Consider the following 21771-nt stretch of genomic DNA (forward strand, 5'->3'; position numbering starts at 1 on the left):
GGTAAATATGTAAATTTGTGATTTTTCATTACATAGCGGAATAGGTCCAAACGAATATGCTAAACTATTCATGAACCGTTCCAAACGGTATTGAAAATTCGCAGGCAAGTATAGAGGGTGATGGTGGCCTTGCGAAATGCAGCAGACTTAGATCAAATTATTGACCAAATGCTTCAGACAGTAGAGAAAAGCAAAGAAGAAATTTTTGAGATCAGTGAAACCTCCAGAAAAGAACTTCACTCACTCCAGGAAGAGTTGAAGGAAATACAGGAACACATTTCGGAAACGATTGAACGCTCCGATCAGCTCGAGGTTGAAGCCAGGGTCGCAAGAAATCAGTTAGCAGAGGTAAGCAAACGGTTTCGGCAGTTCAGTGATGAAGAAGTGCAGAAGGTGTATGAAAAAGCCAACGAATCGCAGGTAAATCTCGCTGTGGTGCGCCAGGAGGAAAAACGCCTCCGCGACCGCAGGGACAATATCGAACGCCGCCTGATTCAACTGGATGAAACCATTGAACGGGCTGAAACGCTTGTTTCCCAGGTAGGCATTGTGTATAACTTTCTTGCCGGCGATCTTCAGGACGTCGGGGAATTTGTCGAAAATGCCCGGGAAAAGCATGAGTTCGGTCTGCAGATCATTGAAGCGCAGGAGGACGAGCGCAAGCGGGTGGCGCGTGAAATTCACGACGGCCCGGCGCAGACGCTCGCACACGTACTTCTCCGCTCGGAGCTTGTAGAGAAAATCTCCCGCGAAAAAAGCGCGGAGGAAGCCATCCAGGAGTTCCGGGAGCTGCGTGTGCTGATCCGCTCGAGCCTCGGGGAAGTACGCAGGATCATTTATGACCTGCGCCCGATGGCGATTGATGACCTTGGCCTCGTGCCGACGCTGCAGAAGTATCTGCGCCACCTTGAAGACAATACGGGCATGGTGACAGAGTTTACCACGAAGGGGAAAGAAGCAAGAGTCGCCCCGAACCTTGAGATCGGACTGTTCCGCATTGTCCAGGAGGCAGCCCAGAATGCCTACAAGCACGCAAAGCCGGACCTTCTCCGGGTACAGCTCGAACAGCGGCCGACGAGCATTACGATTTTAATCAAGGATGACGGCAAGGGGTTCGACGTACAAAAGGAACGGGACAAATCGTTCGGCCTTCTCGGCATGAGAGAACGTGTGAACGCGCTGGGCGGGGAGCTGACGATTGATTCCGTGGTCGGCCAGGGCACGAGAGTGAAAGTGTTTGTGCCGGTTCATTAAAACAAAAGACTGCATTAAATAACCAAAAGATAAGTGAAGCGAAGAAAGGATGAGAACGTATGCAAGAACGTATCGATGAAAAAATCAAATTGCTGTTAATTGATGACCATCAGCTTTTCCGTGAAGGCGTTAAACGCATTCTGGATATGGAAGAAAACTTTGAGATTGTTGCAGAAGGCAGTGACGGAGAAGAAGCGTTTGCTCTTGTCAACGATTATCATCCGGACGTTGTGCTGATGGATATCAACATGCCGGGTGTTAACGGCGTTGAAGCGACCAAGACGCTGATCGAACGCCACCCGGATTTAAAGGTGCTTATTCTGAGCATTCACGACGATGAGTCGTACGTGACGCACGTATTGAAAACAGGAGCTTCCGGCTACCTGCTGAAGGAAATGGATGCCGACGCCCTGATTGAAGCGGTGAAGGTGGTCGGCTCCGGCGGCGCCTACATTCACCCGAAGGTAACGCAGAATCTGATTAACGAATATCGCCGGCTTGCCCATGAAGGTGACGATCACGGCGCAGACGATACCGAAATCGGCTACAAAGAGGTGGAGTACCGTAAGCCGCTCCACATTCTGACACGCCGCGAGTGCGAAGTGCTTCAGCTGATGACGGATGGCTACAGCAACCGGATGATCGGTGAGTCTCTTTATATCAGTGAAAAAACGGTGAAAAACCACGTGAGTAATATCCTGCAGAAAATGAATGTGAACGACCGGACGCAGGCGGTTGTCGAATCCATCAAAAAGGGCTGGGTGAAAGTCCGCTAAATAAGTAAAGGCTGCCGGTGGAATATCGGCAGCCTTTTTTGCGCTTTGGCATTGACTTCCGGCGGGAAGTCCGTAAAATGAAAACGAACTCATACATGCATATTATAGACAGAACGAAAGGAGAGGGCCTGTTTGCCAAATATCGCCGTAGTTACTGACAGCACCTCGTACCTGACCCCTGAAGAACTTAAGCAGTGGAACATTCACGAAATTCCGCTCAATGTGGTGGTAAATGAAGAAACGATGCCGGAAACGGAGTGGGAGGCAGCAACTTATTTTCAGACGATGAGAAATTCGGAAACGCTTCCGACCACATCCCAGCCGTCGCCGGGAAAAATGGAGGATCTTTACCGGGAGCTCGCCCCGGAGGCCGATGACATTATTTCCATTCATTTAAGCAGCGGGATCAGCGGGACGCACCAGACAGCAGTGGCTGTTGCTGCGGACCTTGAAGACACCGTTCGCGTGCACTGCTACGACTCGGAGATCAGTGCCCGGGCCCAGGGCTATTATGTGTTGACTGCCGCCCGGATGGCTTCTGAAGGATACAATGTAGCGGACATTTTTACCGAGCTTGATAAAATCAAAGAAACGATGCGGGCCTATTTTATTGTCGAAGATCTGCGTCACCTGCAGCGGGGCGGCCGGCTGAGCGGGGCGCAGGCAATGGTTGGCAGTATGCTGCGCATCAAGCCGGTCCTCGAATTTACCGACAAAAAGATTGTGCCGTATGAAAAAGTGCGCACATCCAAAAAAGCGCTCGCCCGTATTCAGTCCCTCTTTTTGGAGGAAGCGACCAAAGGCCCGCTTGAAGCAAGCGTCCTCCATGCAAACGCCGAAGAGGCCGGGGAAGCCTTCCGCCGGCAGCTGCAGGAAGCTTCGCCGGAGTCCCGGGTCGTTCTCGAACACCTTGGGCCGGTGATTGGCACGCATCTTGGTGAAAATGCCATCGGGCTCGCCTGGTATCGTCCTGAAACCCTCTCCAAGTAATTCCGGCGGCCCCTCCAGGCCGCCTCCTCTTATACCCCTCCAACGAAAGGAACCACCTCCCATGAATATACTATCTACCTGGTTTACCGGCAGCAGACGGCCGGAGCCAACTTTTCCTTCCATTTCTTCCGTTTCTGAATCCTCTGCTTTATCCTTACCTGAACACGAACAGATGCAGGCCCACTGCAGCGGTCGGGCGCTACTCGCCCAGGAGCTTCCGTGCGATCAACAAATCATTGATACCTATGTGCAGACAGGAATGCTGCAGAAGGTGCCCGGCATCACGCAGCAGCGCTCTTTTTGGCGATGCCTGCGCTGCAGCAATCAAACCCCTGAACTGTTCGGTGCCCATGCATGTGCCTGCGGCCGCAAGCGGTGCGTCTATTGCCGGGAATGTCTCGAAATGGGACGGGTGTCGGCCTGTACGCCGCTTTACTACTGGACGGGAGCCGAAGCGGCCCCGGTATTTTCTGATCCGCTGGCATGGAACGGGCGGCTCTCGTCCGGACAGGAACAGGCGTCCCTTGCTGCTGTTGAAGCCGGCAGGCGGAAGCAGGAGCTGTACATTTGGGCGGTGTGTGGCGCGGGCAAAACTGAAATGATGTTTCAGGCAGTGGCTGAGTCACTTGCCCGGGGTGAACGGGTGCTGTGGGCGACGCCGCGGACAGACGTCGTGCGCGAGCTGTATCCGAGACTTTCCGGCGTGTTTCCAGATGTGCCGGCTGCAGCCTGGTATGCCGGCAGTTCCGATGCCTTTCCGGGAGCGCGTCTTGTGCTCGCAACGGCCCACCAGGCGCGCCGGTTTAAGCACGCCTTTGATTTGGCGATAATCGACGAGGTGGACGCGTTTCCTTATGTGTTTGACCCGGGTCTCCAAATGGCTGTACGGGCAGCATGCCGCCCACAGGCGGCAGTAGTGTATTTAAGTGCGACCCCCGGAAAGAACGAACAGCGGCGGATGAAAAGCGGAAGTCTCGCATATGTGCGGGTGTCGCGCCGGTTTCACGGGCAGCCGCTTCCGGTGCCTGTGTGCCGGTGGGCCGGAAACTGGAGACTGCAGCTCTCCCGCGGGCGGCTGCCGCATGCGCTGGTACAGTGGTGCCGGAGGCGGGACGGGGCTTTCCCGCTCTTTATATTTGTTCCATCGGTGGCGGTTATACGGCCGGCGGTGGAAGCCCTCCGGACAGAAGGCTTCCGCTGCGACGGAGTGCACGCCGAGGATGAAAAGCGTGAGGAAAAAATTACTGCTTTCCGGGAAGGGCATCTCGATATTCTAGTAACAACGACGATATTGGAGCGCGGCGTCACGATTCCAAAGGCGGACGTGGCAGTGCTGGGTGCCGATGATGATATTTTCACCGAAAGCGCTCTTGTGCAGATCGCCGGCCGAGCCGGACGGAACCCGGAACGACCGGAGGGCGATGTCGTTTTCTTCCATTACGGCCGTACGAAAGCGATCCAGCAGACGATTCATCATATTGAAGCGATGAACCGGGAGGAGGCGGCGCCCAATGAATGATGATGGCCCACTTTTATCCTTTACGAGAGGCTACTGTCTTTCCTGCCGGAAGCGGCTGCAGATGTCGTGGACGTACAATAATCTGTTTGCGTGGAAACAGGCGCAGCTGTGTGACACCTGCTCCGGGCAGCTGCCTGTAATTACCGGGGCGGTGTGTCCGGAGTGCTCGGTGCACGGAAATGGGGATCTGTGTTCCGACTGCACCGGGTGGCGCCGGCGGGGAAATGCTGAGAGATGGGTGAAAAACGTTTCGCTGTTTCATTACGATGATTGGATGAAGGCGTGGACAACCCGGTGGAAATTCCGCGGGGACGCGGTGATGGCCGCTGCGTTTTATGACGACCTTCGCCGCGCGTACCGGAAGCATTTTCGGGGTTTTATGCCGGTTCCGGTTCCGCTTGCTACAGAGCGGCTGCAGGAGCGACGTTTTAATCAGGCGGAGGTGCTTGCTGCCGGTCTTAAAATTCCATACGTTTCAGCACTCGAACGGGGGACGGGAGATGGCGAAAAGCAAAGCAAGCAGACGAAACAGAAACGACTGGAAACCGTGCGCGGATTTACCGTGCCTGCTCCTGAAAAAATTATTGGCCGAAACGTTCTGATCATTGATGATATTTATACAACCGGAGCGACGGTTCGCGAAGCGGCAGGCGTGCTTGAAGCAGCAGGAGCTGCTTCGACGGCATCGCTTACGTTAATCCGTGCTTAAACTCCGGGCTGGTTGTGCCGATATAAAAAGCAACAATGAGTCAAAGGAGAAACGAACCATGGGTGAATTAAAAAACTGTCCGTCATGCGGCAATTTGTTTGTGCAGGCGCTTCGTTCGGTCTGCCCGGAATGCCACCGGGTGGAGGAAGAACGGTTCCAAAAAGTATACACGCACGTAAGAAAAAGCAGGCATCGCCAGTCGACGATTCTTGAGGTCACTGAGGCCACCGGAGTCAGCGAGGAAGATATTTTCCGCTACATCCGCGAAGGGCGTCTGAATCTGGCGCATCTGCCGAACTTCAGCTATCCGTGCGAGGGGTGCGGCGAACCGATCCGTGAGCACCGGCTCTGCCGCACGTGCAGCGGCCGTATTTCCTCAGGCCTGGAGGCGGAGGCGAAGCAGAAAGAGTGGGAAGCCAAAAAAATTAAAGACACACGGGCGACGTACCGGGCGTGGGAATAATGAATGAGTCAAAAAGCATGTATGTATGTTAAAATTTAAGTCTTAAGTACCAAGGAAAACGACGACAATCTGGCCGATATAAAGAGTAACAAATCAGCCGGAGCGTAACGTCCGGATGGGAGGGACTTAACAGATGAAAATTCATTCCGCGCATTCCGCTAATGCCATATACCGCAGCCAGGCCGCCCAACAGCAGAAGCCGCCGCAGGGCGAGCAGGGGGGTAAGAAAGACTCCGTCGAAATTTCGAGCGCAGCCAAACAGCTGCAGCAGTCAGAGGCTATTGACCCGGCCCGGAAGGAAAAGGTTGAACAGCTGAAGGCCCAGATTGAAAACGGCACGTACGAGGTGCGGCCGCAAGAGACGGCAAAGAAAATGCAGGATTACTGGAATAATCAGTAGCAGGCCTATTTCCGGCCTGCTGATACATATACATAAAGGAGCGACCGCATGAGCGTACAGATAGTAATAGAACAGCTGAACGCACTGATCGAAGAGCACCGAGTGCTGCTCGGCATGTCCGGACAGAAGACGCAGATGCTGAAAAACGGTAACGCAGAATCCCTGCAGCAGCTTGTCCGCGACGAACGCCGGCAGGTGCAGCGCATTACCCGGATCGAGCGTGAGCGCCACCAGCAGGCCGCAGCGCTTGCAGGCGCGAGCCCTGAGGAATCTGTATCCATTGACGCCTTAAAGCCACTTGCAGACGCGGAGGAACGAACGCAGCTCGAAGCGCTGCAGTACGAACTGATTCAGGTGATGGCCGCCCTGCAGAACCAGGAGGAGCTGAACCGCGCCATGCTTGAGGATGCAATGAAATACACGCAGGTGATGCTGAGTGCCATGCAGCCGCAGGAATCGGTCCAGTACGGCCGGCAGGGACAGACGCCGCAGCGCTCAAAGCGGGAATACTCGGTTTTTGATTCACGGGCATAAGCAGCAGGTACATAGAAACGGGGAGGAACACGCATGACTTCGACATTCATGGGGCTTGAAACAGCGAAACGGGCACTCACTGCCCAGCAGCACGCGCTGCAGACGACGGGACATAACATTGCCAATGCCAATACGCCGGGGTTCACACGTCAGCGGGTCGACCTGCAGCAGAGTGATGCTTTTTCTAAAGCCGGCATGAACCAGCCGAGCACCCCGGGCCAGATGGGGACCGGCGTGGACTCCAACACGGTGGCGCGCATCCGCGACCAGTACCTTGACGTGCAGTACCGGGGCGAAAATGCCAAGCTCGGCTACTGGGAAACGAAAAACGAAAACCTCTCCCGGATGGAGGATCTGATGAACGAGCCGACTGATGAAGGCGTCGCCAACGCGATGGACGAATTCTGGAAGTCGCTGCAGGACCTCTCGTCCAATCCGGAAGATTCCGGCGCACGCTCGGTCGTCCGACAGCGCGGGGAGGCGATGGTCGACACCTTTTCCTACATATCCAACTCGCTGCAGGCGAACAAAACCGACCTGGACGCGCAGATTGATAATGAAACCGGCCAGTTTAATTCGCTTCTCAGCCAGATCAGCAGCGTGAACGAACAGATCGCCGGCGTGGAGCCGCACGGCAAGGTGCCAAACGATCTGTATGACGAACGCGACCGGCTGATTGACGAGCTTTCGTCGATGACGACTGTGGAAGTGAAGCGCAATCCGAGCGGCGGCAAGGCCAACAGCAACGCTGAGGGCACCGTCGATATTTTCATGACGAGCGACACCGGGGACCGGCTGCAGAAGCTCGTGGACGGCAATGCGCTTGCGTACCAGGAGGTGAGTGTGGAAAAATCCGCCGGCCGGAACGGGCGTGTGGAAACAGCAGGCTTCGAGTGGGCAAATGGCAAGGCGGGAACGAACATCGACAATCCGTCTGCAAATACCAACGCGTTTATGCAGTCGAGCGGCAGCATGCAGGGGCTGCATGAGGCATACGGCTACAGAAACGATGTTTCCGGGGAGGTGGAAGGCCTGTATCCGGACATGCTGAATAACATCGATACAATGGTTACGACCTTCGCGAACGCGCTGAACGATGTCCACCAGGAAGGGTGGACGATGAACGACGTGGAAGCAGGCACGAAGGGCGTGGGCATAGACTTTTTCACATTTGATGCAAATGTTCTTGAATCGAAGGGAGCAGCGAGTGCGTTGCGCGTCAGTGGCGATGTAAAAGCGGACCTGAACAATATCGCCGCAGCCTCTGCCTCGGAAAACGGCACCGGCTACGCGGGCAACGGCAGCAACGCGCTGAACCTGGCCAACGTGAAGGACGCGGATTTGAACTTTGGTGCAGGAAATGAAAACTCCACCAGTGTGCAGCGGTTCTACCAGGGCGTGATTGGCCAGATGGCTGTTGACGCCAGCGAAGCGAACCAGAAAACAAACATTACCCAGTCGCTGACCTCAAGCGCCGATGAGCGCCGCATGTCGGTGAGCGGGGTCAGCATGGATGAGGAAATGGCCAACATGATCCAGTTTCAGCACGCCTATAACGCGGCGTCCCGGAGCGTGACGACATTTGACGAAATGCTCGACCGTATCATCAACAACATGGGTCTGGTCGGCCGTTAAAAAAGGAGGAAAACGAGTATGCGAGTCACCCAGCAGATGATGAGCCAGCGGTCCAACGGCCATATCAGCCAGAGCTACGATCAGATGATGAACCTGCAGGACCAATTGTCCACCGGCAAGAAAATTACCCGTGCCTCCCAGGACCCGGTCGTCGCCATGAATGGGATGCGGTACCGCTCCCAGGTCGGGGAGGTGGAGCAGTTTGAACGGAACGTAGGTGAAGCTCACAACTGGCTTGATTCGAGTGACGCCGCTCTCGGGGAAGCGACCCAGGTAATGCAGCGGGTGCGCGAGCTCGTTACTCAGGCGTCGAACGACACGTATGAAGGCGAACAGCGCGGCAATATAGCCAAAGAAATCAGCGAGCTGAAGGAACAGCTGATCAGCTCCGCCAATTCGAAGGTCGGCGACAAATACATTTTTAACGGCTCCAATACGACGAATCCGCCGATTGACACGAATGCGGCCGAAAACGGCGTAACGGCGGACAGCTTTACCGGTCACGGCGATGCAGTGGAAATGGAGCTCATGAAGGGCATTAACATCGAGGTGAGCTCCACGCCGGGCGGGGTGTTTAACGAGCAGCTGTTTGCCGAACTCGAACAGCTGCAGGCCGATCTGGAAAATCCAGATACGACCGGTGAGGATTTGCAGGAATACCTGGGCACGCTCGATAAGCAGATGAACACCATAGTGAATGAGAGGGCCGAACTCGGCGCGCGCTCGAACCGGATTGAAATGATTGAAAGCCGGCTTGCCGATCAAAAGGTCATTTCCAACAAAATCATGTCCAACAACGAAGACGCCGATTTGGAAGAAGTCATTACCAATTTAACGAACCAGCAGACCGTGCACCAGGCAGCTCTCGCTTCGGCCGGACGTATCATGCAGACGACGCTTATGGACTTTTTAAGATAAAATTTTATAAAATGTGGGAAAATCTGTTTTATTATGAAGAGCGATTCAGTATACTGGTCTTTGTGACTGTCATCTGTTTCGCGTAGGCATTCAATTTACAAGGAGGCAGAGGAGTGGAAATCGAAACGAAGCATTTAGGTGCTGTCACAATTGAAGAAGAGGATATTACCCGTTTTGCGCAGGGTATTCCGGCGTTTGAAGACGAACGGGACTTTGTTTTTCTTCCGTTCGACGACAGCGGCAGCCTGTTTATTATGCAGTCCGTGCAACACGCGCACATTGCGTTTATTACCGCCGACCCGTTCGTGTTTTTCCCGGACTATGAGCTTGAAGTACCGGACGCAGTCACGGAACAGCTGCATATCGAAAACCCGGAGCAGGTACTTGTCTATGTCACACTGACGCTTGCAAACACACTCGAAGAAAGTACGGCGAATCTGCAGGCACCGCTTATTATTAACGTCGAACAAAAGCTCGGCAAGCAGTGGCCGATGGCACAGTCGCCGTACGAGACGAAGCATCTGCTGTTTCAGCGGACGCAGAAAGAAGGCACAGGATCATGTTAGTACTCACACGAAAGAAAAAAGAATCAATTCGTGTCGGGGATGATATCGCGATCACTGTACTCGGAATAGAAGGAGACCAGGTGAAGCTGGGTATCGATGCCCCGGAGCATATTGATATACATCGCCAGGAAGTATACGTTTCTATTCAGCAGGAAAACCGGCAGTCACTTGCGGGTGATATTACGCTTTTGCAGAAATTATCGGAAAATATCAAAAAATAATTAAATGGCTATTCATTCACTACATACAACTTACGAACTAATAAAAATACTAAAAAATATGGAAATGTATCTAAAAAATGAACAATAAGGAAATATTATAGTTCTTTATTCATATTTATGATATAATTAATTTACGATAAGTGGAAAATGCCTAGGGTCATAGGGCTTCTTGTCGGGACCTGTGAAAAAAAGGTAGAATTTGTATACGGTCGTTCGAGTTCAGGGGATTGGTTGTCCTGCTGCAGTTTACAGAGAGAAATCAACAGACAAAAACGCAGAGGGCATGCTTGGGGAAAGTGTGTTCAACAAAAAAAACATCACTTTCGGTGAGGTCTCAGGAGGAATACATAATGGCCAGGACTTACAGTCGCAACATCCCGGGAAGCAGGGTACCGATTTTATTTATCGACCTGCAGGGATCAGAAGTACTGCCGCAGGCAGCAGAATCAATGGGGAAGCTGGCTGTGCGCACGAATGGGGAAGAGTGGACCACGCTCATGCAGCGCGGTCTGCAGAAGGACACGCTTTATTACACAGCGTGCAGTGATTTGGATGCGTTTGTGCGTCTGCAGGAAGCAAAACGGGTCGGGTCCGCGTGCAGGATTGGTGTGAACCTGCCGGAGCGGCTCAGACATCTGGTGGATGAATTCATCTGCCAGGAGGTGACGATGCTTCTTGCCGCCGAGCGCGAAGAAGACGACTGGCGCAAGCATTTTATGCGCGCCACGCAGTTTCAGACGTACATCGACCCGGTATTTCAGCCGCAGGTCGTTGAACGGTACCGCCGCATGAACCAGCTTCAGGAAGAACCCCCCGAACAGCAGCTCGAACTCGACGTGCATAAAGCACGCGGCACGCTGTCCGAAGCAGAAATCAGGATTTTGGAAAAAATCCTCGAAGGCAAAAGCAACCGCAAAATTGCCGAGGAATGCTTTCTGGCAGTAGCCACCGTCAACAACCACGTCAGCCACCTGACGAAAAAGATGCAGGCCAATGATCGCACGCACACCATCAAGCGTGCGATCGAAGAAAACTGGGTCGAGTTTATTACGTGATAGAAAGGCGTAGGTCCGCCGTTCAGGAGTCTCGTACGGCTGACCACGCCCTGCCTGGACTTGTTGTCAAACAAGGAAGGCAGGGAAGGTCAACGGAACGAGCGACTGCGGACCGAAGCTAGACATCACGAAAAGCGAAGCTACCCTGTACAGCCGCTCCAGACGGCTGGGTGGCGTAGCTGGACAGTTTAAGAGAGCACAAAAATGCCGCTTAAGTCTATGTTAAATAACCCGAGGGCTCAAGCGGCGGAATTCACGCATCAAAAAATGCCGTGCTCTATATTTCAGCCCGGCATGACTTTTAGTATTATTAGCGAACATGCTGACGCAGTCTTGAAACTACTTCTTAGAATCATAGCATCGTAGCTAGACAGCAACGTCGCTGAATTTTTTTAGGCATTATACTTTTCTAACCAAGCAAACATCAACAGAGCGGGAGTCCCCAATACTCCCTGCTCTGTTTTTTTTGCTTTTTAGGCGGTGAACATGCTCTGGCAGTGACCAGTACGAAACAGCTGCTGCTGGATCATAAAGGTACTCGCTTTTGTCGGAAGAGAAGCACCGTCGGTAAACTGAATTAAAGTGCCATCATCTGAAGTAATAAACTGCCCGGGCTGCACGTGGTTATAAAAAATCCAGATGTTTTCCGGATCGCGCAGCGATGAAATCGGAAACGCATAAATGCCTTCCGATGGATTCACGGGCACCGGCAGCTTCTTGCGGATATGTAAGTAATGCTTCACCGCTTCGCTTCGTCCTTCAAAAGAAGATCCTCCCCGCAGACACCCCCGTTTAATAATAGCGGTCGGCGTACACGAAGCCGGAATACGAGCCCCGTCCTTCTCCCATATAATACTTTTCGCCTCTCCTTCAAAATGTGGCACAATCGCCATCGTGTTTTCATTTACTTCGTACTCTTCCAAAACAATAAAACTATTCATAGTTACCCCATCCTTGACTAAATTATTGCCCCACTGGAATGCCCGTAAATAAGTATACGAATGCTATGTGAAAATAACTAGTACTTTTTGCATAATATAACTAAAAGAATATTTTAAGAGAATGCCAGAAAATACTAAATACTTAAACCGAACAGCCGATATAAGGAGTGTAAGCAGGAAATGCCGAAACGCAGCGTACGGGCGTAAAAGCAAATTCTGTGACATAGGCTTACCACAAGGACGTGGAAAGTACTTACACATTCAAGGAGGAATTTTACAATGATTATTAACCACAACTTAGGCGCGATGAACGCACAGCGTCAAATGAGCTCGAACCAGAACAATATGGGTGATTCAATGGAAAAGCTATCTTCTGGTCTAAGGATTAATCGTGCTGGCGACGATGCAGCGGGACTTGCAATCAGTGAAAAAATGCGAGGCCAAATTCGTGGCTTAGAGCAGGCAGATCGTAACGCGCAGGATGGCGTATCATTGATTCAAACTGCAGAAGGAGCTTTGAATGAAACTCATAGTATTTTACAACGTATGAGAGAACTTGCTGTTCAATCTTCTAACGATACAAATACAGAAACAGATCGAGGAGAGTTACAAAAAGAACTTGACCAATTGGTAGACGAAATCGATCGTATAGCAGGAAATACTGAATTTAATACGCAAAATTTATTAGGGGCAAAAGATAGTGGAGGCGATTTCACCGGTGCTGCTCAGTCTTTCACTTTCCAAATTGGGGCGAACTCAGACCAAAATCTTGAACTCTCTATCGAATCAATGGATACTGCTCGCTTAGGCACAGCTGACGCTAGTGGTAGTATAGCTTCGGGAAGCAGTATTCAAGATTTAAAAACTCCTGCTTCTGGAACGGGAGCGCTTGAAACTCAAAGTGGTTCCAATACAGCAATTACTACTATTAATGACGCTATTGAGAGAGTTTCCAGTGAGCGTTCAAAGCTTGGAGCCTACCAGAATCGTTTAGAGCACACAATTAATAATTTAGGTACTTCAGCTGAAAATCTTCAATCTGCTGAATCTCGGATCCGGGACGTGGATATGGCGAAAGAGATGATGAATATGACAAAGAACAATATTCTCTCACAAGCTTCTCAATCTATGCTTGCTCAAGCCAATCAACAACCTCAATCAGTCCTTCAATTACTTCAGTAATATCTAGAGGCTTCGGACATCCGAAGCCTCTTTATTAATTTGAATTCTTTTAGTCATTTAGCGAAAAATTATTACTGAGAATATATTCCTATGTGTGATTGAAAATTATGTAGTTATATGTTAATAAAAATGAATAATTAAAAATAATATATTAGTTCATGTAGTAAAATAGATTTATTAACAATACGATTAAAGTTAGAGAGGAAAAGGTTCTATGGAACTTATTATTCAAGGAAAAACAATAACATTGAGTAATGAAATTCAAAGTCTTCAAACTATTGAAAACAAAGTAAATGAAGCTTTAAAAAATACTGATTATTTATTCACACATTTTGTTATTGACGGTTCAGAAGTATTTAACGAATATGAAAAATACTTTAGAGAAAATCTGTTGAGATTAAAAAAAGTTGAAGCTGTTTTTAAGACAGAATCTGCAATAATCCAGGAGTCTCTAAATTCGATTGAAGCTTATATCGAGCGGGCATTACCAGAAGTCAAAATATTTATAGAAGAGTTGTATAGTAATGAACAAGAAATAGGTTCTACAAAAACGGTTCAGTTCCTTGAAGGAATTGAGTGGATTTATACAACGGTTAAAACTATTAACCAATTAAAATTCAAACCTGAAAACTGGAAAAAAGTGCAGACTAAAATAGTTGAATTAGAGAATGTAATAAAAGAAGTAGAAGCAGTATTTGAGAATCAAGATACTATCTTGTTTGCTGATATACTTAGTTATGAAGTTGAACCTTTATTTGTCGAGATTCGAAAAGCAGCGCAGAATATCATTTACTTGGAAGGTGTACGTTATGGTTTACACTGAAAATATTGCTTTTCTTCAAAAAAATTTTTATGAGGTTCGAAATACTTTAAGGAATAATTCTGAAGAGCAAAATACACATATTGAAAAATCAAAATCAGGGGCACCGACATTAAAATTTACACAAAATGGTGAAGATATGTATTTACACAGTAAATATGATCCCTGGCGCGAGGCAGAAAGCCTCGTAAGAAAGTTTTCAAAAGAATTGAATGAAAAAACTCATATATTTTTTTATGGCGTAGGTCTTGGGTATCATGTTGAATTAATAGCTAAGCAGTATCCTCATTTATCCCTCACTTTGTATGAACCAAAAGAAGATATTTTTCAATGTCTAATTAATACGAGATCTATACATATATTAGGAAATAATTCTATTAAACAACTATTCGTAGAAACTCTAAACGTTGGAAGAGAAGAATTTTTTCATAAACACTCCGATGAATTATCGCATAATGTTTTATTCATTTCTCTACCTAGTTATGAAAGAGTTTTTAAAGAAGAATACCAAAATTTTCTAAATCTATTTGTCAGTTATTTAAAAGATACAAGATCTAACTTAAAAACTAATTATGCCTATGAGAAGTTATGGACAATAAATAGTTTAATAAACTTAAAACATACAGTTAAAACCCCAAACATACTTCAGAAAGAAAATAAGGCTCTTTTTAAAAATAGACCAGTGCTTATAGTTGCAGCTGGGCCGTCCCTATATCAAGAAATTGATAACTTAAGATATATAAAAGAAAATAAATTAGCGTATATTTTCGCTGTTGGTTCTGCAAATAACACTTTAGTAGAATACGATATTTACCCTGATGCAGTCTGTACATACGATCCTCAACCTCATAATCATATCGTATTTGGAAAAGCGATTAATAAGGAAGCCGATATTGATATTCCTATGATATTTGGGACAAGTGTTGGATGCGAAACTCTTGAAAAATATCGTGGCCCAAAAGCTTGTATGATTACTACACAGGACACAGTTTCATCATATTTCCTAAAATCAAACAAAAAACTTGGACTTCCAAAAGTCAAAGATGCCCCATCAATCGCTGTTGTCACAACAGAATTATTGTCAAAATTAGGAAGTGATCCGGTTATATTTGTCGGACAGAACCTGGCATATTTAGATGGGAAGCACTACTCTAAAGGGGTAAACTACGAGGGAAATCCTAATAAAGAAATAGATTATTCTTGGGATGATCTGCTGCAGGTTAAAAGTGTGACGGGAGAAGAAATACAAACAAATGAAAGCTTTTTAAGAATGAAAGCTGGATTGGAAAATACTATTCGTGCTTTTAGGAACACAAATTTCATAAATACGACTCAAGAAGGAGCTAACATTGAAGGCACTGTTTTCTTGGATTTGCAGGAAGTGATAGAAAAAAAACTAGAAGAACCGCAAGTAAATGTAAATTGGTACGAAAATTTAACTTTTCCTGTGGAATTAAAAGAATTCCAAAAGTCCAAAATTAAAATGGATAAAAATATTAATGAACTTACAAAGTTGTTGAATAGTATTGGAGAAACATTAAACAAAATAAACAGTTCAAAAGATGCTTTGTCTACCAAATCATTGTCTATTTTATTTAATCAGTTCGACGATCAGTTTAAAAAAATTACTAATATGGATTTCTACACATTATTTTTATTACCTATGGCTAGAGTTCAAAATAAGATAGTGGGTAATAAAGTGGAAGAACTTCGTTTTGAGAAAGATAATTTAGAAAAAGGAAAAAAGATTGTAGAAGCTTTTAAGCCTTATATTAATTTAATGAAAGAAAACCTGGAAATATTATTGCCAATATATATAGAAGTAATGACAGAAATTCAAAAAGATCAAGAAATAGAGTTAGCAGAAAAGAGTTGATACATATTGGAATTTGAAAATAAAACAATTTTAATTACGGGCGGTACTGGTTCTTTTGGCCAAGCGTTTATTAATAATATTTTAAATCTTAATGTGAAGAAAGTAATTGTTTTTAGCCGGGACGAACTTAAACAATATGAAATGAGCCAGGAATTTACTGATTCAAGGGTTCGATTTTTCATTGGAGATGTTAGAGATAAAGACCGGTTATACCGAGCTTTTGAAGGAGTGGATATAGTTGTACATGCTGCAGCTATGAAGCATGTAGGAGCTTGTGAGTACAATCCTTTTGAAGCAGTGAAAACGAATATTAACGGGGCTCAAAACATTATTGAAGCAGCTATTGATTGTCACGTCAAAAAAGTTATTGCATTAAGCACTGACAAGGCGTGTAGCCCGGTTAATCTGTACGGAGCAACTAAATTAGCTTCAGATAAACTATTCGTAGCAGCTAATTCGTATGTAGGGGAAAAAGAGACGAAATTTTCTGTAGTGAGATACGGTAATGTAGTAGGAAGCAGAGGAAGCGTAGTGCCATTTTTTGAAAAAATGAAGCACACTGGTATTATACCAATTACTGATGAGCGTATGACAAGATTTTGGCTGACTTTAAAGAATGGTGTTCAATTTGTGTTGGATAGTCTGGAACGAATGCATGGAGGAGAAATATTTGTACCGAAAATTCCAAGTATGAAGGTTACGGATCTAGTTAAAGCTATTGCTCCAGATTGCAAAATCGAATTAGTTGGTATAAGGCCAGGGGAGAAGCTTCATGAAGCGATGATTACAGAAGACGATGCCAGGCGTACGTTAGAATACGATACATATTATTTAATACAACCAGAATTTCCTTGGTGGGGTACTGAAGGCTTTTATAAAGGCTTGCCACTAGAAGAAGGGTTTGGCTACATTAGTAATACGAATGAAGAATGGCTGACCGTAGAAGAACTGAGAGAGCAACTTAATTATAAAGAAAGCATCAAAAAGTAAGGGAGGTCTAAATAAATGAGTTATACGCGCGATAGCTATCTCCCTTATGGAAAACAATGTATTGATGAAGAGGATATCCAGGCTGTTGTAGATGTCTTAAGAAGTGACTACTTGACCACGGGTCCTAAAGTAAAACAATTCGAGGACGAATTTGCAGCTTATGTAGATGCAGCTTATGCTGTATCTTTTTCTAATGGTACAGATGCTCTTCATGCAGCTTGTTTTGCTGCAGGGGTTGGTGAAGGTGATGAAGTTATTACTACGCCTATGACGTTTGTCGCCAGTGCCAATTGCATTTTGTATCAAGGAGCGAAGCCAGTTTTTGCAGATATTAAGGAAGACACATATAATCTTGACCCTGAACAGGTGAAAAAGAAAATCACAAAGAAAACAAAAGCTATTATTCCTGTAGATTTTACTGGCCAGCCTGCAGACCTGGAAGCGATAAATCGTATAGCGGCGGAAAATGCTCTTATAGTTATTGAAGATGCGGCTCATGCAGTTGGAGCATTGTACAAGGATAAGAAAGTAGGGGCTCTTAGTGACATGACTATGTTTAGTTTTCATCCTGTGAAACATATTACCACAGGGGAAGGTGGAATGATTACTACAAATAATCGTGATTACTACGAGTTTCTTTTGCAGTTTCGTTCTCATGGAATTACTCGCGAACCAGCGAAATTGGAACGAAATGAAGGGCCCTGGTACTATGAAATGCAATTTTTGGGTCGGAATTCGCGAATGACAGATATTCAGGCTGCTCTAGGTGCTAGCCAATTAAAAAAAGCAGATCAATTTATAAAGCGCCGAAAAGAAATTGTTGCTTCATATAACAAAGCTTTTGCAAAAATAGCATGTGTGACGCTCCCTTTTCAAATGGCAGAGGGTGAATCAAGCTGGCATTTATACATTATTCGTTTAAACCTTTCCATGTTGACCGTTGGACGACGAGAAATTTTTCAAATACTTCAAGAGAAGAACATTGGAGTAAATGTTCACTACATTCCTGTCCACTACCAACCTTACTACCAGGAAATAGGTTACGGAAGAGAAAGGTATCCAAAAGCTGAAGCTTTATACGAAGAAATGTTATCATTACCTCTTTTCCCTGCTATGAGTGATCAGGATGTTTTGGACGTAAGTAATGTTGTAGAAGAAGTAGTTCAACAATATTCAAGATAGAAGGTGCTCCAGGTGAATACAATTGGTATTATTCAAGCTAGAATGGGCTCCACCCGCCTGCCGGGGAAAGCACTTCGAAATATTAATGGAAAACCCTTATTAGCTTATGAGGTGGAACGGTTACAACAAAGTACAAAGATTGATCATATAGTTATAGCGACTACTGTAAAGGATAAGGACGCCCCCATTATTAATTTTTGTGAGGAATACGAACTTACTTTTTATCGAGGTTCTGAAGAAGATGTGTTATCTCGTTATTATGAAACAGCTATTTCGTATAAAGCAAACCAAATTGTACGAATAACGTCTGATTGCCCGTTGATTGATCCTGAAGTAGTAGATGAGATTATAAGTACTTTCGAGAATGGGAGGTATGATTATGTTTCAAATACATTAACCCGCTCCTACCCGAGAGGAATGGATGCTGAAATATTTACTTTTGAAGCTTTAGAGAAGGCTCATTTGGAAGCAGAGAAGTCATTTGAACGGGAGCATGTCACTCCTTATATTTATTTTCACCCGGAACTTTTTAATATTCATGAAGTAACTTATAAAAGTGATCAAAGCAGTTATCGTTGTACTGTAGACACGATAGAAGACTTAGAATTAGTTGAGCAAATTCTAGCCGCATTTTCATATGAAAGTTGTAAGTTTTATCTAGAGGACATACTAGCATTAATGAAAGAAAAACCGGAATTAACTGCTATTAATTCAGCAGTAGAGCAAAAGAAAATTCAGGTGAAGCCATGAAGAAAACGGCAGCTATAAGAGTAGATGGTTCTATAGAAATAGGAACTGGCCATGTTATGCGTTGTTTAACCCTGGCAGAAGAATTAAAAAAGTATATGTATGAAGTGATATTCGTTATTAGTGATCATCCGGGGCATCTAGAACAATTAATAAATAAAAAAGGGTTTCAAGTTCTTAAAATAGAAAAGCCTAAAAATAATATTAATAACTGGTTGCTCAGCACTCAAGAAGAAGATGCGGAAAAAACGTTTAAATGTTTGCGCAAGTTCTTTCCGATAGACCTTCTTGTGGTTGATCATTATGCGATAGACTATCGTTGGGAAAGTAAACTTAAGAAAAATGTAAAAAAACTTTTGGTAATTGATGACTTAGCTAATCGAAAGCATATATGTGATATATTACTTGATCAAAATTATTATATTGATACGAAAAAAAGATATCAAAGATTAGTAAGTGAAAATTGTGATTTACTACTAGGTCCTTCCTACGCACTTTTAAGAAAAGAGTTTAAAGAAGTGAGAAAGATTGTCTCGCCTCCTAAGAGAAGTGTAGAAAGAATTTTGGTGTTTTTTGGGGGGAGCGATCTTACTGATGAAACTGGTAAGACAATTGAAGCAATAAAAAGGTTGAAACGTTCTGATATTGTAGTTGACGTAATTATAGGTGTGTCTAACCCACGCAAAATACAAATCCAAAATAAAATAGAAAATATTCCTAATATGAATTATTTTTTTAATGTATCAAATATGGGGGAATTAATGAGGAAAGCAGATTTATTTGTCGGGGCTGGAGGCAGCACGACGTGGGAAAGATGTTGTGTAGGTCTAGCCTCTATTGTTATTAATGTTGCTGAAAACCAGGTGGAAATTAGTGAAAACTTAGCAAATTTGGGTGCGGTAACTAATATGGGTAGAAGTACAAATGTGAGTGTAGAGGATATAGAGCAAGCTTTAATCAATTTAATTGATAATTATACATATCGCCTTCAATTAATCAAAATAAGCAGGCAATTGAGTGATGGAGAAGGCGTACAAAGAGTGGTGCAAAAATTAAAATGAAAAGTTATGATATTACAATTGTTTCCGATAAAAAGAGTTGGAGTAATTCATATATTTTTGAGTTGAAAAATAGACTTTTAGATAAAGGACATAATGTAAGTTGGATTCATGACCTCGCTCTTATTTCAGAAGGAGACATTGTTTTCTTGTTAAGCTGCGAAGAGTTGGTAAGTTCGTCAACTTTACAAAGAAATCTTCATAATATCGTAGTTCATGGTAGTGATCTTCCAAAAGGAAGAGGATGGTCTCCAGTAACTTGGCAAATATTAGAAGGTAAGAATGAAATTACAATGTGCCTTTTTGAAGCATGTGAGACTGTAGACAGTGGACCCATTTATTTGAAAGAAAAAATATTTTTTTCAGGAAATGAATTAATTGATGAAATAAGAGAAAAACAAGAGAAAGTCATAATTGATTTATGTATCAAATTTATAAATGAATATCCAGATATTATAAATGAGGGCGAAAAACAAAAAGGAACAGCTAGTTATTACCCTAAAAGAAAACCAAAAGATAGTGAACTAAATATTGATGAAACGATAGCAAGCCAAATAAGACTTTTGAGAACCGTAGATAATGAAAAATATCCTGCTTTTTTTGTTTATAATAATGAAACATATTTGATAAAAATCGAAAAAGATAATAGAGGAAAGAAATAGAGGGGGGTCAAAAATTGAATGCTTTTAATTTAGAAGGAAGAAAGATAGGAGATGGGGAGCCTCCATTCATCATTGCAGAAATGTCAGGCAATCATAATCAATCACTTGAAAGGGCTTTACATATTGTAGAAGAAGCAGCCATGGCTGGGGCTCATGCATTAAAGCTGCAAACCTATACAGCAGACACTTTAACTTTAAATGTAGATTCGGAGGATTTTTACATCAGTGATTCTAATAGTCTATGGAAAGGAAAATCCCTTCATAGTCTTTATCAAGAAGCTTATACTCCCTGGGAGTGGCATGAATCAATCTTTGAAAAGTGTCGGGAACTTGGAATGATACCATTTAGTTCACCGTTCGATGAAACGGCAGTCGATTTCCTGGAAACTCTCAAGATCCCGATGTATAAAATCGCTTCTTTTGAGAATACCCACTTGCCGCTAATTGAAAAAGTAGCTAAAACAGGGAAGCCGATGATTGTTTCTACAGGTATGGCTTCAATAGAAGAATTAAAAGAAACTGTGCAGACGGCAAGAAATGCAGGGTGTCAAAACCTAATACTATTAAAGTGCACAAGTACTTATCCGGCAACACCAGAAGATACCAATATTAACACTATTCCTCATATGGGTGAGCTTTTCAAATGCCAAGTAGGCCTTTCGGATCACACTATGGGTATTGGAGTTGCTACAGCTAGTGTGGCTCTAGGAGCTACAGTAATCGAAAAACACTTTACGAATTCCAGGGCCGATGGGGGCGTGGATGCAGATTTTTCTTTAGAACCAATGGAGATGAGTATGCTAGTTAAAGAAACAGAACGAGCTTGGCAAAGCCTTGGCAAAATCACCTATGGTCCCACTGAGAACGAAAAAGCTTCTTTAAAATTTCGTCGCTCAATTTACGTTTCCCAAGATATTGAAACAGGAGAGTTATTTTCGGGAAAAAATTTAAAAATAGTACGTCCGGGTTACGGGTTAGCTCCTAAGTTTTTCAACCAAATTATTGGACAAAAAGCTTCAAAAAATTTCACCAAAGGAGAGCCATTAAAATTATAGTTTTTTAATAAAATTTAAATTTCACATTATGTATCAATTAATGGGCTAGAAAAAAAACTCATTAACGTTCGCGTTACTCATTTAGAGAACCGTTTCTACGCCCCTGTAACCGTCAAGTAGAATAGATCACTTTCTCCCAAATAAGATAGATCAACGTTCACCAATTAAGATAGACCACTTGTTTCGGGAAACAACGTTTGTCTGTACTTCATGCGGAT

The 21771-nt window shown here is 45.1% G+C and carries 23 protein-coding genes; 22 read left to right on the plus strand and 1 reads right to left on the minus strand.

Annotation, left to right across the window (positions count from 1 at the left end; all coding sequences use genetic code 11):
• Nucleotides 1–120 precede the first annotated feature (120 nt).
• From ACTRXI_RS03570 to ACTRXI_RS03630, 13 genes are all read left to right on the plus strand, one after another.
• The gene (locus ACTRXI_RS03570) at nt 121–1254 is read left to right on the plus strand and encodes a sensor histidine kinase (protein WP_474261117.1); all 1134 of its coding nucleotides are present in this window, start codon (nt 121–123) and stop codon (nt 1252–1254) included.
• Nucleotides 1255–1313: 59 nt separating this feature from the next.
• Nucleotides 1314–2030, plus strand: a complete 717-nt coding sequence (locus tag ACTRXI_RS03575) for a response regulator (RefSeq protein WP_462866373.1) — start codon at nt 1314–1316, stop codon at nt 2028–2030.
• A gap of 132 nt (nt 2031–2162) precedes the next feature.
• Nucleotides 2163–3020: a DegV family protein gene (locus tag ACTRXI_RS03580; protein WP_474261119.1), complete on the plus strand. Its 858-nt coding sequence runs from the start codon at nt 2163–2165 to the stop codon at nt 3018–3020.
• 61 nt (nt 3021–3081) lie between these two features.
• The gene (locus ACTRXI_RS03585) at nt 3082–4539 is read left to right on the plus strand and encodes an ATP-dependent helicase ComFA (RefSeq protein WP_474261120.1); all 1458 of its coding nucleotides are present in this window, start codon (nt 3082–3084) and stop codon (nt 4537–4539) included.
• Nucleotides 4532–5248, plus strand: coding sequence for a phosphoribosyltransferase family protein (locus ACTRXI_RS03590; protein WP_474261121.1), 717 nt, complete (start codon nt 4532–4534; stop codon nt 5246–5248). The genes ACTRXI_RS03585 and ACTRXI_RS03590 overlap by 8 nt, the downstream gene beginning before the upstream one ends.
• Nucleotides 5249–5306: 58 nt before the next feature.
• Complete coding sequence (locus ACTRXI_RS03595) at nt 5307–5711, plus strand: TIGR03826 family flagellar region protein (RefSeq protein ID WP_474261122.1); 405 nt, start codon at nt 5307–5309, stop codon at nt 5709–5711.
• Nucleotides 5712–5844: 133 nt separating this feature from the next.
• The gene (gene flgM, locus ACTRXI_RS03600; RefSeq protein ID WP_474261123.1) at nt 5845–6111 is read left to right on the plus strand and encodes a flagellar biosynthesis anti-sigma factor FlgM; all 267 of its coding nucleotides are present in this window, start codon (nt 5845–5847) and stop codon (nt 6109–6111) included.
• Nucleotides 6112–6159: 48 nt separating this feature from the next.
• Nucleotides 6160–6645 carry a flagellar protein FlgN gene (locus tag ACTRXI_RS03605; RefSeq protein WP_474261124.1) on the plus strand — a complete coding sequence of 162 codons (486 nt, stop codon included), beginning with the start codon at nt 6160–6162 and terminating at the stop codon, nt 6643–6645.
• 33 nt (nt 6646–6678) lie between these two features.
• Nucleotides 6679–8280 carry a flagellar hook-associated protein FlgK gene (flgK, locus tag ACTRXI_RS03610; protein WP_474261125.1) on the plus strand — a complete coding sequence of 534 codons (1602 nt, stop codon included), beginning with the start codon at nt 6679–6681 and terminating at the stop codon, nt 8278–8280.
• An 18-nt stretch (nt 8281–8298) separates the two neighbouring features.
• Nucleotides 8299–9198: a flagellar hook-associated protein FlgL gene (gene flgL, locus ACTRXI_RS03615; RefSeq protein ID WP_474261126.1), complete on the plus strand. Its 900-nt coding sequence runs from the start codon at nt 8299–8301 to the stop codon at nt 9196–9198.
• Between the two features lie 113 nt (nt 9199–9311).
• Nucleotides 9312–9764: a flagellar assembly protein FliW gene (gene fliW / locus ACTRXI_RS03620; RefSeq protein WP_474261127.1), complete on the plus strand. Its 453-nt coding sequence runs from the start codon at nt 9312–9314 to the stop codon at nt 9762–9764.
• On the plus strand, nt 9758–9985 hold the full coding sequence (gene csrA, locus ACTRXI_RS03625) for a carbon storage regulator CsrA (RefSeq protein WP_022793397.1): 228 nt from the start codon (nt 9758–9760) through the stop codon (nt 9983–9985). Before fliW ends, csrA begins: the two co-directional genes overlap by 7 nt.
• 350 nt (nt 9986–10335) lie before the next feature.
• Nucleotides 10336–11040 carry a response regulator transcription factor gene (locus ACTRXI_RS03630; protein WP_319630876.1) on the plus strand — a complete coding sequence of 235 codons (705 nt, stop codon included), beginning with the start codon at nt 10336–10338 and terminating at the stop codon, nt 11038–11040.
• 473 nt (nt 11041–11513) lie between these two features.
• On the opposite strand, the gene ACTRXI_RS03635 is transcribed toward ACTRXI_RS03630, so the two are convergent.
• Nucleotides 11514–11981, minus strand: coding sequence for a competence protein ComK (locus ACTRXI_RS03635; protein WP_474261128.1), 468 nt, complete (start codon nt 11979–11981; stop codon nt 11514–11516).
• Nucleotides 11982–12260: 279 nt separating this feature from the next.
• On the opposite strand from ACTRXI_RS03635, the gene hag reads away from it, so the two are divergent.
• From hag to pseI, 9 genes are all read left to right on the plus strand, one after another.
• On the plus strand, nt 12261–13163 hold the full coding sequence (gene hag / locus ACTRXI_RS03640) for a flagellin Hag (protein ID WP_474261129.1): 903 nt from the start codon (nt 12261–12263) through the stop codon (nt 13161–13163).
• A gap of 214 nt (nt 13164–13377) precedes the next feature.
• Entirely contained in the window at nt 13378–13986 is a 609-nt protein-coding gene (locus ACTRXI_RS03645) for a hypothetical protein (RefSeq protein ID WP_474261130.1), read from the plus strand.
• Entirely contained in the window at nt 13973–15859 is a 1887-nt protein-coding gene (locus ACTRXI_RS03650) for a motility associated factor glycosyltransferase family protein (RefSeq protein ID WP_474261131.1), read from the plus strand. Before ACTRXI_RS03645 ends, ACTRXI_RS03650 begins: the two co-directional genes overlap by 14 nt.
• Before the next feature lie 3 nt (nt 15860–15862).
• Nucleotides 15863–16849 carry a UDP-N-acetylglucosamine 4,6-dehydratase (inverting) gene (pseB, locus tag ACTRXI_RS03655; protein WP_474261146.1) on the plus strand — a complete coding sequence of 329 codons (987 nt, stop codon included), beginning with the start codon at nt 15863–15865 and terminating at the stop codon, nt 16847–16849.
• Between the two features lie 15 nt (nt 16850–16864).
• Nucleotides 16865–18031 carry a UDP-4-amino-4,6-dideoxy-N-acetyl-beta-L-altrosamine transaminase gene (gene pseC / locus ACTRXI_RS03660; RefSeq protein WP_474261132.1) on the plus strand — a complete coding sequence of 389 codons (1167 nt, stop codon included), beginning with the start codon at nt 16865–16867 and terminating at the stop codon, nt 18029–18031.
• Between the two features lie 12 nt (nt 18032–18043).
• Nucleotides 18044–18781 (plus strand): cytidylyltransferase domain-containing protein, encoded by a 738-nt coding sequence (locus ACTRXI_RS03665; protein ID WP_474261133.1) that lies wholly within the window; start codon nt 18044–18046, stop codon nt 18779–18781.
• The gene (pseG, locus tag ACTRXI_RS03670; protein WP_474261134.1) at nt 18778–19839 is read left to right on the plus strand and encodes a UDP-2,4-diacetamido-2,4,6-trideoxy-beta-L-altropyranose hydrolase; all 1062 of its coding nucleotides are present in this window, start codon (nt 18778–18780) and stop codon (nt 19837–19839) included. Before ACTRXI_RS03665 ends, pseG begins: the two co-directional genes overlap by 4 nt.
• On the plus strand, nt 19836–20498 hold the full coding sequence (locus ACTRXI_RS03675; RefSeq protein WP_474261135.1) for a formyltransferase family protein: 663 nt from the start codon (nt 19836–19838) through the stop codon (nt 20496–20498). The genes pseG and ACTRXI_RS03675 overlap by 4 nt, the downstream gene beginning before the upstream one ends.
• Nucleotides 20499–20512: 14 nt before the next feature.
• On the plus strand, nt 20513–21553 hold the full coding sequence (gene pseI / locus ACTRXI_RS03680) for a pseudaminic acid synthase (protein WP_474261136.1): 1041 nt from the start codon (nt 20513–20515) through the stop codon (nt 21551–21553).
• The last annotated feature ends 218 nt before the right edge of the window (nt 21554–21771 follow it).

The organism is Marinococcus sp. LNHM4E3-1 (genome assembly GCF_056034405.1).